The organism is Nocardia sp. NBC_01503 (assembly GCF_036327755.1).
Taxonomy (GTDB): Bacteria; Actinomycetota; Actinomycetes; order Mycobacteriales; family Mycobacteriaceae; genus Nocardia.
Window position 1 is genome coordinate 7,704,881 of sequence record NZ_CP109596.1, and the last position, 13,780, is coordinate 7,718,660.

Sequence of the window (13,780 nt, forward strand, 5' to 3'; positions counted from 1 at the left end):
CCGCAGCGACCGCTGATCTGCCCGGCTACGACCGATCAGCTGCGGTAATCTTCCGCCGCCAGGCGACTGCTTCGTCGAGGAAACTGAGAAGGTAGTCGACCAACTCCTCGGCGGACATGTCGAGTCGATCATCGACCCAGGCCATCAGCACCTCGGCAGCCGCACCCGCCATGGCGATGGTGGTGATGTCGCCCATTAGCGGGCCCACTGCGTCGGATCCGCCGTTCATGAACTGGGTGACCATGGGTAGTGTCGCCACGGCCATATCGTTCGATTCGGGGTTCTCCAGCCACATGGTCATCAGCCAGGTGGTTCCGTACAACATCTGCTGACGCAGCTTGGCCAGTGCGCCGCCGGCCCGCTCCGGTTCGATGAACAGGATGCGCCCCACCCTGGGGTCCTCATCCAGGATCGTCACGAGTTCCTTTGCCACCGCTCGCAATCGAGCCTGCGCCTCGTCGATGCCGACGGCCTTGACAAACAGTCGCCCCGCGACCTGCATGGCAACGGCTTCGATGACCGCCTTCGCGAAGGTATCGAGATTGTCGAAACTCTCGTAGAAGTAGCGTTCGGTCAGTTCGGCGCGGCGGCACACGTCACGGACCTTGGTATCGGCGATTCCGGATTCAGCGATGACCGCGATTCCCGCGTCCAGGAATGCCGTGCGGCGGGCGTCCTTGCGGTCCTCTTTGCTCATACCCGCAAACCGATGGGGCCGCCGGGCGACAGGGGTCGGCTGCGATGTCATGGCATCGATTATCCCCTATCGCGGTGTGGTGACGTGAAGGGTGACCGCGCCGGGGACCGCGACCGCGGACAGCGCGGTATCCAGTAGACGGCTGATGTCGATCATGCCCGCGGAATCGGCAGCGGCGCGAATGCCGGGCAGGGCTGTACCGGCGAGTTTTCGGATATCCGGGCCGACCTGGTCCTCGAACCGCTGGAGCTTGCCGAACAGGGTCAACGGCCCGATCTGCACGACCCGCGGGTAGTCGTTGGTCTGCATCATGTCGATGGCAGTCTGAGCAAGGGCCGCGAAGTTGACGCCCAGCAGCCGGGCCGGATCGCTGGTCTCGGCGAGGGTGGGACCGACCGCGCCGCTGCGGGCCAGCACGTCCTGTCCGTCGGTGAGCAGATCGCGGATCGAGCCGGTGCTCATCAGCAGCGTCGAGGCGAGCAGCGCGCTGGCCCGAGACAGGTTGTGCACCACCATGATATCCGCGGGTAAGGCCGACTCGAGCTCATCGACAAGGGAATTCGCGGTGTCTGGGGGGATGCCGTCGAGCATTCGGGTGAGCGCGGCCGACAGATCGCCGAAGGTGCGCGGCACTATCGATACCTGGGCCTGAATATGCTGGTCATCGGCGAAGTACGGCCCGGCGGTCGATTTCGGCAGGATCGCGACATAACTCTCCCCCAGCGAGGAGAGGCTTTCGATGCGAAAATCGCTGTCGACGGGAATTCTATAGCTGTCGTGGTAGCCGAATTCGATCTCCACGCCGTCTGCCGCGGCGTGAACCGCGATCACCCGGCCGATGGGTACTCCCCGTAACAGCAGTTTGGAACCGGCGACGATTCCATTGGCGTCGGCTACGGCCAGCACGGCGTGGTGTTGATCCGCAGGAGGTAGCCAGTGCACCCCCTGGCGGCCGATCGCTACGACCGAGAAGGCCAGCAGGGCCAGCAGAGCGGCGATGGACACGGCGTTCCTGGTGTTCACCGGACGGCTCCCAGCATTCTGAGCAGATCCTCGACGGCGGCCAATTGTTCATTGCCGTCGGCGCTGACGAGGGAGGTGACGTCAACAGCGGGTTTGCTCAGCAGCGGCAACAGCGTGGTGCGCAGGAATCGTTGCAGACTCATGCCGGTGTCGGCGAGACCTGTACCAGTGCTGGAGACATCCTCGACGGTGACGGCAAGCGAGTCGATCATTGGGACCAGCCAGTTTCCGCCGGTGTAGACGCTGCCGACCGACGGCAGCAGGATACCGATGTTCCCGATGAGTAGCCGCAGGTTGGCCCACAGTTTCATCGCATGCGGAGAGAAAATGCTCTCGAGAGCGTCGCTGTGGCGATTCAGGGTCTGGGTGATGTCGTCGACGCCGGTGAGCATCCGGTCGATGTCGGCGGTGCCGGCGGCCAGGCTCCGCACATCGACGGCCATGGTTGCGGCGACCTTGCGGACGTCGTCGGTCGTCGGTGGCAGGGCCGCGTTCAGCTTGCCGATGGCCTGTTCGATGCGCTGTACCGAACCGGAACCGAGGAAGTTCGCCAGCACCGCGAGGGTGTCCTCCAGCGGTGCGGGCGACACCGTGTGCTCACGGGCTATCCGTGAATTCGGTGCCAGCGCAGCGCTGTTCGATACCGGCTGTGGGCGCTGGATCTTCACGTAGGCGTCGCCGAGCACGGTGTCCTGGGTGATGGCGGCGGTGCTGTCGGCCGGAATGACGATGCCGATGCGGATATCCACTCCGACTGCCACGTTGTCACCGGTCAGGTCGATGTTGCGGACCGATCCGACGGCGGCACCGTCGAAGGACACCTTTGCCCCAGCCGGCAGGTTCAGCGCGTTGGCGAACTCGATGGTGAGTGGGTAGCCATTGCGGGCCAGGTCACTGGGCATCGGCAGCTTCGCCGGATTCGCCGAGCATGCGGCCAGCGTGGCGGTGACCGCTGTCGTCAGGACCACGACGATCAGATGGCGCGTGGTTCTCATTGGGGCACACCGCCCTTCAGTACCAGTTGTAAGAGATCGGTGATGGATGCCTCGGGCTGTCCCGGCATCGTGGTCAGCCGAAATCGCGGCGCGACGCCGGAGATCGGCTGTCCGGTCCGGGCATTGGTGAGGGTTGCGATCGAATCGGCGAGCACCGGTAGTGAATTGGCCAATTGTGCGATGCTGTCCTCGCCGGTGGCTGCGAGATGCAGTGCCGCGGCGACGGTGTCGAGTCCGGGCCAAAGCAGGGTTCCGTAGCGCTGCGCCAGGTCCAGGCACAGATCCATCGCTCCCGGCAGGCCGTCGAAGATCTTGGTGATGGCCGGGAAGACCTGCGTCGCGACCGCGTCGATGCCCGGTGGTGCGGTCGCGAGCGCGGATTCGATGTCGTCCCAATGGGTGCGGGTGGCGGCCAGCAGCGGTGCGATGTCCGCGAGCAGTTGACCGAGGGTCGCCGTCGCATGGTCCGGATCCGCGAGGGCGTGGCTCAGGGTGGTTACGGCGGCACCGGCGGCGGCACCGTTGCCTGCCAGTTGGCTCGACAGATTGTCCAGGGCCCCGTTCGCGGCGCTGGTCGTACCGGATCGGGTGATGCCGTCGATGAGTCCGGCAGTGGCAGCGGTGATTTCGGAGATGCTCTTCGGGGTGGCGGTGTCCGACAGCGGAATACAGTGTCCCGGTGTCAAGTGTGGTCCGGGCTGATTGTTGCCGGTCAGTTCGATACTGCGGTCGGCGAGAATCGATGTCGACCGAGTCACCGCCTTCGTGGTGGCGGCGATCGATTGGCTGTCGTCGAGGGAGAAGGTGACGCGAACTCCGGCCCCTTCCGGGTCGGTCCGATCCACCGTGCCGATGCGTACGCCCATGCGGGTCACGAAGTTGCCGGGGTACAGGCCGATCGTGTCGGGCATGATCGCGCAAAAGCCCTTGGTGCTACCGGAATTCGTGTCGGTGGCGACGGTGGTGCCGACGGCGAGCGCAACGGTGGCGATGGCGGTCAGGATGAGCAGCCCTCGGTAGCGGCGAAGCATCAGCAGCTCCTTCCGGGGATCGGTATGCACAGGTCGGTGGCCAGCACCTGATCGCCGCCCGCGAGGCGGATTCCGTCGGGGCCGAGCAGCGATTGCAGGTAGTCGACAAAGGTTTGCAGTTGGCCGATGAGGGTCGGCAGGTCGGTGTTCACGCTGTGCGCTGCGGCGTCGAGTTGCCGCACCGCGTCGTACACCTCGTCGCGGTGGTTCGCGTAGAAGGTGGTGAGCGTCTTCACCGAGGTGAAGACTTGTGCCAAACCCTGGTAGGCGTAGGCGAATTCGACATGGGTGTCGTCGAGCACGCGCAGCACGATCGCGGCTTTGCGCAGCATGTTGAACAGCACGTCACGTCGATTACCGAACGCGCCCAGGTATTCCTGCGTCACCGTCAAGCTGGTTCCGACTTGGTCGCGCTGGCGATCCAGGACGCCGGCGAGTGCCTGGACGCTGTCGATCATCGACTTCACCGAACCCGGATTCGCCTCCAGAGCGGCCGCGGCCTGGTCGAGGTCGGTGCCGATCGCGGGTGCGTCGAGAGCAGCGATTTTCGGTGGAGCGTCGTCGAGCAGTTCCGGCAGGCGGTAGGGCAGGTGCACCCTGGCGGCGGGAATCGTCCGATTCCCCAGCGCCGCTTCGCCTGCGGACACGAGCGCGACGTAGTAGCCCCCGGCGGCGGTCAGCATGCGGACGTCCACGGCGGTCTCGGCGCCGAGGAAGACGCTGTCGTCGACGGTCAATTCGATCTCGACATGATCGGGCCGCAACCGCACCTCGGTCACCTTGCCCGCGGGGACTCCGGCGACGCGCACCTCCTCGCCGGTACGCAACGCCGCGGCATCGGTGGTCTCGAAAACGACCCGCTGTTGGCGCAGCGGATGCAGATACAGTGCCCCCGCCGCGACTGCGACGATCACCGCCGTCCCGACCGAGACGACACCGATGAGCACATGCTTCTGTTCGGAGCTGCGGCTTTCCAGGTAGGCGCGCACACGATGCGCCGCGGCGGCTATCGGTTGCACAGCACCACCTGCTGTCCGGCGAGCAGCACCTGCACCGCTTGCGGCAGTACCGCGGGACCGTTGGCGCATCGGGTGTCAAGCTTCGCGGAGTCGAGTTGCTCGAGTCCCGCCAGCACGGACGGCAGCATGCGCAGGGTCTGCGGGGCGTCCTGCAGTTGTGCGAGCGCGGATTTCAACAAGGCGTCGAGATCGGTCCCTTCCCTCAACCCGACGCTGGTCAACAGCCGATTGACCGCGTCGACGAAGGCCGGTCCGTAGGTGGCGGTCACGTAGAACTGATCGAGTACCGTCATCGTCTTGTCCAGGACCAAGTCGAAGTTCTCGATGAACTCCAGCACACGATCCGACTTTCCCTTCATGGTGTTCGATATCGCCGCGATATTCGCGACCAGCGTGGAAACGACCTGCTGCCGGTCGACGGTGTAGTCGGCGATCTTCTTGACGCCGGCCGCGAGATCCGCCGCGCCGGTGCCATCGCCCGCCAGGAAGGCCGAGACGTTCTCCGCCAGCTTGTCGATCTCGGCCGGATCGAGAGTGCGCAGCACCGGTTCCAAGCCGTGGAACAGAGTGGTTATATCGAAGGATGAGGTGGTCATCTGCGTTGTCGCGTGCCGGATGGCCACGGGCTCCCCTGCCACGGTGCCGGTTTCGTCGAAGTCCAGATAACGCAGGCCACTGAGATTCTGGTATCTCACCGCCAGATGCGATGCCGAGGTGAGCCGATAACGCTGCTGCAGCGCGAAACCGACGACGGCGATATTCGTGCCGCCCTGCTGCCGGATGTCGATCGAGGTCACCTTGCCGACCTGCACTCCCTGCCGACGTACGTCCGCCCCGATGCGCAGTCCGGACACATCAGCGAAATCCGCTGTGTAGGAAACCGTGTCGCCGATCACAGGATTGCGGAGCGCGTTGACGACGCCGCCGAAGAGCACGACCGTGACAGCTGCGGCGACGATGAGCCGCCACAGCGCCTGGCGCGGTGCCGTCCCCATCTCAGTTCCCCCCGGGCAGCGGTAGCGCCGAGGCGAGCGCGGGCAACTGGTCCAGCACGATGCGCAACTTCAGTGATCTGTCCTGGTCCGGGCCGGTATAGGCCGAGGCGAATCCCGACATCACCTGATCGAGCCGAGTACCCAGTTGCGCCTTGTTCAGCGTCGCGGAGACCAGATCCGACACTGTGCGCAGGATTTCGGTCAGCGGAGTGAAATCGTCCGCGTGCGAACCGAGTAGCGATCCCAGCGGACCGAAGAAGCCGGTGGAGATCAACTGCAGGGTTTCGTTTATCGGCCCGAAGTCGTCGATGATCATCTCACCGCCGGGTATCTCGCGTACAGCCTTGATCGCGGCGACCGCGTCATCGGCGAAGACGGGGAGCGGATCGAGCAGCGTATTCAGCTGGCGCAGTTGGATATCGGGCGTGCGCTGCTGTGTTTCGGCCACGACGCCGGCGACCGTGAACCCGGCCTCGAGCAATGGCGCGAGCGCATCGGTGTAGTCGGCGATCCGCCGGATCACCTCGACCATGCGATCGGTGACCACACCGTTCACCACCATCGAGGAGCGGGTCAGGAGCGCCGCCATGGTGAAGTCACCCTCGGGTGCGCGATCGAGCCGCTGGCCGTCGGTCAGGATTTGGCCTCCGACGCCGGGCAGCAGGTTGAGCGCGGAGACGCCGAAGTAGTTCATCGGCCGGTAGTCGAACCGGACCGTATCGGTCAGTCCCCCGATTTGATTGCGCTGCAACCGGATACCCAGCTCGACTCCGTGCCCGGCAGCAGCGTGCACCGATTCCACCCGTCCCACCTCGACCCCGTGCAGCATGATCGCGGAGCCGGCCGCGACGCCCTGCCCGAGATAGGCCGTCCGCACCGTGATCTGCACGGTGCCACCGGGTTCCCGTCCGGTGATCCGCATCATGGTGAATATCGCGATCACCAGCACCACCACCGTGACGGTGCCGGTCAACAACAGAATCCGCCGTTGCCTGCGCTCTGATCCAGCCAGTAGTTCCGACATCGTCACCTCACCCCGTGAATACGAATTCCGGGGTGAGCCCCCACAACAGCACGGTCAGCATCAGATCCAGCATGATGATCGCGACCAGGCTCGCGCGGATCGCGCGCCCACTGGCAAGGCCCACACCGGCCGGGCCGCCCGAGGCGAAATAACCGAAGTAGCAATGAATGAACGTGACCACCGCACAGAACAAAACCGCCTTGATCGTCGAATAGAGCACGTCCACCGGATCGAGGAACTGCTCGAAATAATGGTTGTAGGTTCCGGTGGACTGCGAGTGCACCACCGTCACCACCAGACGGCAGGTGACGAAGCTGACCAACAGTGTCACCAGATAAGCCGGTACGACACAAAGCATTCCGCCTATCAGCCGGGTGCCGACCACGAACGGCACCGTGCGGACCCCGAGCGATCCGATGGCGTCGATCTCCTCCGAGATCCGCATGGACCCGATCTCCGCGGTCATCCGGCACCCCGCCTGTGCGGCGAAGCCGACCCCGGCGACGATGGGAGCCATCTCCCGAATATTCGCCATCCCACCCACGACACCGGACAGCGCGCCGAACCCGATGAGATCCAACCCGGCGAAGGCCTCGATGGACACCATGGCACCGATCGCGACACCGAGTATCAACATGGTGCTGACCACTCCACCATCGACGATCAGCGATCCACGCCCCCACGCCAGGTTGTTCAACACCCGGAAAGTCTGTGCACGGTACTGACGAACCGTGACCGGCAGCAGCCACAGCGTCCGGCCGACGAACACCGCGACCCTGCCGATCTCGGCCACCAGGTCAGCACCGGGCCGGGCTACTCGCCGCACCAGCCGGGCGGTGCGCGGCAGCGGTTGGTAGCGGGACGGCGCGGTCGTGTTCATGCGACGTGACCCGGCAGGAACATGGCCTGCAGCTGCGTGATCAGCAGCGTAGCCAGGATGATCGCCGTAACACTCAGCACCACAGCGGAATTCACCGCATCCGCGACGCCACGCGGTCCGCCGCGCGCCTCTAGGCCGCGCAATCCGGCGATGATCGCGACCAGCACGGCCGCGACCAGCGTCTTGATCACCGCCACGGCCAGATCGGCTGTGGTGGCGAATGCCCCGAACGACGCCCAGAAGCTGCCGCGGCTGACCCCGTTGATTTCGACAGCCACCAGATAGGAGGAGCCGACACCCACCATCACGATGGCGACAAACAACATCGGCGAAATAACAAGCAGCGCAAGGAAACGCGGCACCAGCAACCGCTGCACCGGATCCACGCCCATCACCCGCATGGCATCGAGTTCCTCCCGGATGGCCCGCGCCCCGAGATCGGCCGCGATCGCCGCGGCCCCCGCCCCACCCAGCAGCAGGCCGGCCGCGAGCGGCGCACCTTGCCGGATGATGCCCAAGCCGCTCGCCGCACCGATCAGCGAGTCGGCCCCCACCTGATGCACCAGTCCCCCGACCTGAACCGAGACGACCGCGCCGAACGGAATCGCCATCAGGATCGCCGGGACCGCGGTCACCTTCAGCAGATGCCATGCCTGCTGCACGAATTCACCGAACGGGAGCCGACCGGCGAGGACGTCTCGCACCAGATGCCGGACTATCGAGGTGCCGAGCAGGATCGATCTGCCCAGCGTCGCCGCACTCGCGCGGCCGACGCCACTCAGATGATCGACCGGTGCATTGAGAACATCCGCGACTCTGTCCAGCGTCGTCGCGCTATCGGGCTGTGCCATGAGGTCTTCCGTATCCCTGGGTCGGCGAATCTATTTGCCGCTCATGGCGGAATCGATGCCACCGACATCGGTGATCTTCCAACCGGCGTTCTTGTCGATGGTGACGGTGTAGGTCGCGGTTGACTGGACGCCGTCCGGCGCCTGGGTGTTCTTGGTCATCACGCTGACGAAGCAGGTGACGACATAGCTACCGCCCTGTTCCGAACGGACCGTCGCCGCGATCGGAGTCGGCGCCGAAATCCATTGCAGGGGCACGATGATCTGCTCCATCGAGGCCGCCGCCTGCTTCAGTTTGTTCGCCAGCTGCGGTGAGGTGTTCGCGGTCAGCCGCTGTGACCAGGCCGCGAGGTCCTTGAAGTTCATATCGGCCGCGCCGACCGAGTACTCGGTGGCCACGCGCTCGGCGTGGTGCCGATCGTTCGCCGCCGCCCCCAGCGCCGCGACCTCCGCGCGGGCCGCGTCACGATCACTGCCGCGTTCATATGCCACCCAGCCCAGAACGAGGGTCGCGAGCAGTAGTACAGCCGCAAGGCCGAGCGCCATCACGGTGCTGAGCCGAACCGACACCGTGCCGCCGGACCGCAACTGCCGGATCCGTCGATCGAATCCCCGGCCCGATCGGGACGAAACTTTCACCTGTCCGGAGCCTTCGGCGACCGCGCGGAGGGCCGCGTCATCGACCTGCGCCGACTCGGCCTCCGCTGTCGCCATCTGTTCAGACATCGCCCACCTCGATTAGCCATGCATTCGCTTGAATGACAATTTTGCATGTCATTTCCATGTGCCCAAGCTAACAGTGCGGTCGGTATTTGACCAGAGAAGCCGAGATACTCGTCATCTCGGTTGCGGTTCCATCCACAACCAACAGCAACCGACCGCACATATCCGGAATCCCGCACATACCCCATTCAGTGACAACTATTGATGTCATAAGAACTACTCGGCCTGGTAGCGGTCCGCACGCGTATGAGCACCGGTCTGGCGCAGGAAGGTTCGCAAGACCGAATAGTTCAGCCGGTCGGGCACAAGGCGCGCGCCCTGCCGAATGACCGAAGCAGATCGATCGAATCGCCGCTGCCGGTCGTCGTCCAAGCGCAGGTCGAAGCGCCGACGCACAATCGGTGGCATACATCCGATGCTGAACAACCCCAGGTCCGGTGTGACCAGATTCAGGAATCGCCCCGCCAACGGGGAGGCGCCCGAGGAAACCGCCGCAGCGGCGGCGGGCCTGACGTGCAGCGCCTGTCGCACCGCCGGAGTCCACTCGAGCACATCAGCGCAGACGTGATCGAACTTGGCCCGAAACGCGGCATAGTCGGGGGGGACAGGGCGACTGCTCACGCCATAGCGGTCATACCAACTCAGCGTCTCGGCGTAGAGCCGAGCGCGTTCATAGTCGTCGAGTTGCCTGGCGTGGAACAACTCGACGGATCGGAAGATCCCCCAGGTGAAACACGCATGCGCCCACCAGAAAGTCTCCGGCTCCAGCGCGTGGTATCGACGCTGCCGTTCATCGGTCCCGGCGATATTGCTGTGCAGATCTCGAATCCGCAGACTCCGCGCATCTCCATCCGGAAGCAGTAGCGCCGACCAGATCTGCGGGACAGATCGATACACCCGCTCGAATGGTTGCTCCGAGAACGCGGAGTGTTCGGTGACCGCCGCGCCGATCGCGGGGTGCATCAGTTGCAAGAGCCCGAGACTCAGGCCCGGAAACATGCTGCGCGTATCCGAGGCGAAGTGCCACAGCAGCGAACCCGGCCCGATGGGTGCCCTCATCGCCGGCTGATCGGCCATCCCGGCCCGGCCGGCGGTCATCTCTTCTCCCAGATCATGCCCCGAACGCTAGAACTGACATATATCATTGTCAATACACGAGAGACTTCGCGACAGACGACAGCCCAGAGACTCTCCGAGTACCACATAAGGCAGCCAAAGCCGGTCGCGGACAAATTGACAACATGCGAAGTCAACCATAGCTTGGTCGATACTGACAACGACTGAAGTCACACCGGGCCGGTAACGGTGTGCCCAGCAAGGAGGATGACGATGACCAACAGCGCCGCAGATCTGATGGGTTCGGAGCCCGACGAGGACAGCGCCGCACGGCTTGTCGGCGCCGAGCGCCGACGCACCGCCGTTGCTCCGGTCCAACCCGGAACACTGCTCTGGCGTTATCTCGGGGATTGGCGCTACATGTTGACCTCGTCGAGGTGGGGTGCGCTGCAAGTCATGGATCCCGCTTTCGGTGCAGCCTCGTTCCAGCACTCGGCGATCTTCACCGAGCCATTGGATCGGCTGATGCGTTCGATGCCCCCGATCTATGGAGTCGTCTACGACGGCGCCGAAGCCGCGGCGACCACTCGATGGGTGCTACAGCAACACATAGGCGTGAAAGGCACCGACCACAATGGAAATCGCTATCACGCACTCAATCCCGATACCTTCTACTGGGCGCACGCCACTTTTGTCGATTGCCTCGTCGCGATGATCGACCGTTTCGACCACCGGATGGATCACATCGAGAAGGAGCAGCTCTATCAGGAATCGAGGCAGTGGTGGGCGCAGTACGGAATCGCGAAGAAGAACGAACCCGCGACTTGGGATGAATTCTGTGTCTATTTCGACGACTTCGCCGCACAAGTACTCGAGAAGACCAAGGGTTTCGACCGTGCGATGGAGATCGCGCGCGACCCTCGACCTGCGCCACAAACCCAGATGCCCCAGTGGCTCTACTGGATCTTTGCCCCGGTCCTCACTCGATTCGGGAGCTTTCTAATGTACGGACTGCTCCCCGAAAGTGTGCGCATGACCGTCGGATACACCTGGTCACCGTGGCAAGAGCGCGCCTTCTCGATGGTTGCCGCCAGCATCCGCATCACATGGCCGTGGCTCCCACGCCGAATCAAATACGTCCAGCGAGCTCGCGCAGCATTCGACCGTGACAATGCGTGGCCCACCAGGTTCAAGACCAATGGCCACCCTGCCCACTGAAATCACAACTCTCTCCGCGCCCGACGGCACCGCGCTGCCGGTCCGAATTTTTCACGCCCGGACCGGTCGGCGCCGACGGACGCCGGCGATCATGATCTGGCCCGGAATCGGTTTGGCCGCACGTTATTTCGATCGTCTTGCCGACGAACTCGCGGCCCGTGGATATCACGCGACGATCTCCGACCTCCGTGGTCAGGGCGACAGCGTCCCGAAGCCTGACGGTCGTAGCCGCTACGGGATGCACGCGCTGGTAGCAGAGGACTACTCCGCAGTGGATGAGCTTGTCGCGCAAGCTTTTCCGGATTCGCCACGCATTCTTCTCGGCCACAGCTTGGGAGGTCAACTGGGTTCGCTCTACGCCGCTCGCCCGGAGACAGATCTCGCGGGCCTGATCCTGGTGGCCTCGGGAACTCCGTTCAGCGACACTCCCGCACCCGATCTGACCGTGCTGCGAGAGAGTTGGGCCGTGATGCTCGACCGCAGCGAAAGGGAAGGCTTCCTGGCCGATAACTCGGTTGTCGGCGCGCAATCACTGACAATGGTTCGCGACATAGTCGAACTCCTGGGATCGGGACGATACGACCCGAGTCGTGCCGATCTGAACTATGAATACGCGATGGCCCGGACCACGACACCTGTTCTGGCAGTGGAGATACCGGGCGATGCACGGGTACCACCGTGCCAAACAGAGTTGCTGCTGTCGAAGTTCCGGACCGCAAGCATCACCCGCACTGTGCTTGACACCCCACTGGGCCACAATAGCTGGGCGAAAGCTCCCACGAGCGTTGTCGACCGAATCGACGAATGGCTCCACTCCTCGGAAATCGTCGAACGGCCCGGAATGGAACCTTCTGCCCGCCAACCGATCCCGTGATCGCGCCGACAAGGCTCGGGCAGGCTCTCAGCGTTGGGTCGGGGCAGCGAGAATACGGTCGGTGAAGGCGTGGATGCCGTCCCACATCCGTGCGTCGACCTCGCCGTGCTTGCCGACGCCGACCACGGTCGAGAAGTCGACGCCGTTGGCGGCGAACTGGGCAGCCAGGGCAGCGTGCAACGGGGACGGGACGGTGGTGTCGGTCGCGTTGAGCAGCAACAGGATAGGCGCGTTGTAGTCCTTGGTCGGGACCGTCATGTAGTCGCGCAGCACCGCTGGCAGCGGGCCTTCGGAGAGCGGGCGGGAAAGCAGATCACCGATCGAGTCGTCCTGCATCAGTTTGATGGTCTGCGGCAGGCAGGTGCTTCCGACGCTGTCGAGCATGTGGCGACCGCGCTCGGTCAAGTAGCTGTCGACCTGCGCATCGGGGCGGGCGGCGCGAAGCCCTGTCAGGACGCTGACGACCAGACCGTTCACGCCGTCACCGGCCTTACCTGGAATATTCGGCCCCCACGGGCCCGCGATCGGAAGGATCTTCTCCAGGTCCGAAGCCGGGTCGATCGCGATGGTGCCGCGGAAATCGAGGTCCGGGGCCGCGATCACCTGCAGATTGGAGGTGCCCAGGGCCGCGTGACCGCCCTGGGAGGTACCGGTCACCGCCCAGCTGCGCGACAGGGACGGGTTGGCCGCGCGAGCGGCGCGCACCAGATCCAGGGTGGCGGTGGCTTCGGTGCGCGTCTCCAGGTAGGGGTGCGGGCCGGTGTCGAAGCGGCCCAGGCCCAGGTAATCGGGTGCGACGACGGCGAACCCCTTGGACACGAAGTACTGCAGCAGCGTCTCTTCCAGGCTCAGTACCTCAGGAAAGGGCGCGAGCTGGGGATCGGCCATCCCACCGCAGCCCGACCCGAGACCGGAGGTGCCGTGGTCGTAAGCCATGATCGGCCAGCCGCCGGCAGGGGCGGGCCCGGAGGGAACGAACATCGCGCCCGTCGCCTTGACCTGTTCGCCATTGGAACGGGTGGTCCAATACTCCACCAGAGAACCATTACTCAGCTGATGCCAGCCATCGGGTTGCGCGGTCGCGGCAATGAGCGTCCCCGGCGTCTGTGCGCTCGCCGGACTCACCGGCAACACCAGCAGGGTGCTCGCGGTCACGGAAGCAATGACCAGATTGCGAGCAACGGCCGCGGTAAATCTCATGAATCCTCCACCAGATCCCCCGTGAGGAACCCATCCGCAAATGATCAACCGACCAGTTTATTTGCCGACAAGTTACCACACCGGACCGCAATCGAAATGGTCGCACAATAGAACCGAAACGATGTGGCCCGCCGATTTTTCAGCCCTTATCAGCCACTACCCCGAAGTTACGGCAGAGGTCGATCCAGCGACCGTTG

Annotated in this window: 14 protein-coding genes; 2 read left to right on the forward strand and 12 right to left on the reverse strand. The window is 64.3% G+C overall.

What is annotated here, in order from left to right; all coding sequences use genetic code 11:
* Positions 1 to 25 precede the first annotated feature (25 nt).
* The 11 genes from OHB26_RS35510 to OHB26_RS35560 form a co-directional block, all read right to left on the reverse strand.
* Positions 26 to 697, reverse strand: a complete 672-nt coding sequence (locus OHB26_RS35510; protein WP_330181626.1) for a TetR/AcrR family transcriptional regulator — start codon at positions 695 to 697, stop codon at positions 26 to 28.
* A gap of 66 nt (positions 698 to 763) precedes the next feature.
* A complete protein-coding gene (locus OHB26_RS35515) occupies positions 764 to 1,720 on the reverse strand; it encodes an MlaD family protein (protein WP_330181627.1) in 957 nt (318 codons plus the stop codon).
* The gene (locus OHB26_RS35520; RefSeq protein ID WP_330181628.1) at positions 1,717 to 2,715 is read right to left on the reverse strand and encodes an MlaD family protein; all 999 of its coding nucleotides are present in this window, start codon (positions 2,713 to 2,715) and stop codon (positions 1,717 to 1,719) included. The genes OHB26_RS35515 and OHB26_RS35520 overlap by 4 nt, the downstream gene beginning before the upstream one ends.
* A complete protein-coding gene (locus OHB26_RS35525) occupies positions 2,712 to 3,746 on the reverse strand; it encodes an MlaD family protein (RefSeq protein WP_330181629.1) in 1,035 nt (344 codons plus the stop codon). Before OHB26_RS35525 ends, OHB26_RS35520 begins: the two co-directional genes overlap by 4 nt.
* A complete protein-coding gene (locus tag OHB26_RS35530) occupies positions 3,746 to 4,765 on the reverse strand; it encodes an MlaD family protein (protein WP_330181630.1) in 1,020 nt (339 codons plus the stop codon). The genes OHB26_RS35525 and OHB26_RS35530 overlap by 1 nt, the downstream gene beginning before the upstream one ends.
* Positions 4,753 to 5,760 carry an MlaD family protein gene (locus OHB26_RS35535; RefSeq protein WP_330181631.1) on the reverse strand — a complete coding sequence of 336 codons (1,008 nt, stop codon included), beginning with the start codon at positions 5,758 to 5,760 and terminating at the stop codon, positions 4,753 to 4,755. The genes OHB26_RS35530 and OHB26_RS35535 overlap by 13 nt, the downstream gene beginning before the upstream one ends.
* 1 nt (position 5,761) lies before the next feature.
* The gene (locus OHB26_RS35540; protein WP_330181632.1) at positions 5,762 to 6,784 is read right to left on the reverse strand and encodes an MlaD family protein; all 1,023 of its coding nucleotides are present in this window, start codon (positions 6,782 to 6,784) and stop codon (positions 5,762 to 5,764) included.
* 7 nt (positions 6,785 to 6,791) lie between these two features.
* The gene (locus OHB26_RS35545) at positions 6,792 to 7,664 is read right to left on the reverse strand and encodes an MlaE family ABC transporter permease (protein WP_330181633.1); all 873 of its coding nucleotides are present in this window, start codon (positions 7,662 to 7,664) and stop codon (positions 6,792 to 6,794) included.
* The gene (locus OHB26_RS35550) at positions 7,661 to 8,515 is read right to left on the reverse strand and encodes an MlaE family ABC transporter permease (protein WP_330181634.1); all 855 of its coding nucleotides are present in this window, start codon (positions 8,513 to 8,515) and stop codon (positions 7,661 to 7,663) included. Before OHB26_RS35550 ends, OHB26_RS35545 begins: the two co-directional genes overlap by 4 nt.
* 30 nt (positions 8,516 to 8,545) lie before the next feature.
* Positions 8,546 to 9,238 (reverse strand): hypothetical protein, encoded by a 693-nt coding sequence (locus tag OHB26_RS35555; RefSeq protein ID WP_330181635.1) that lies wholly within the window; start codon positions 9,236 to 9,238, stop codon positions 8,546 to 8,548.
* A 213-nt stretch (positions 9,239 to 9,451) separates the two neighbouring features.
* Positions 9,452 to 10,333 (reverse strand): oxygenase MpaB family protein, encoded by an 882-nt coding sequence (locus OHB26_RS35560; RefSeq protein WP_330181636.1) that lies wholly within the window; start codon positions 10,331 to 10,333, stop codon positions 9,452 to 9,454.
* 231 nt (positions 10,334 to 10,564) lie between these two features.
* On the opposite strand from OHB26_RS35560, the gene OHB26_RS35565 reads away from it, so the two are divergent.
* Both OHB26_RS35565 and OHB26_RS35570 read left to right on the forward strand, forming a co-directional pair.
* Positions 10,565 to 11,509, forward strand: a complete 945-nt coding sequence (locus OHB26_RS35565) for an oxygenase MpaB family protein (protein WP_330181637.1) — start codon at positions 10,565 to 10,567, stop codon at positions 11,507 to 11,509.
* On the forward strand, positions 11,490 to 12,383 hold the full coding sequence (locus tag OHB26_RS35570; RefSeq protein ID WP_330181638.1) for an alpha/beta fold hydrolase: 894 nt from the start codon (positions 11,490 to 11,492) through the stop codon (positions 12,381 to 12,383). The genes OHB26_RS35565 and OHB26_RS35570 overlap by 20 nt, the downstream gene beginning before the upstream one ends.
* A gap of 27 nt (positions 12,384 to 12,410) precedes the next feature.
* On the opposite strand, the gene OHB26_RS35575 is transcribed toward OHB26_RS35570, so the two are convergent.
* Complete coding sequence (locus tag OHB26_RS35575; protein ID WP_330181639.1) at positions 12,411 to 13,583, reverse strand: lipase family protein; 1,173 nt, start codon at positions 13,581 to 13,583, stop codon at positions 12,411 to 12,413.
* Positions 13,584 to 13,780 lie beyond the last annotated feature (197 nt).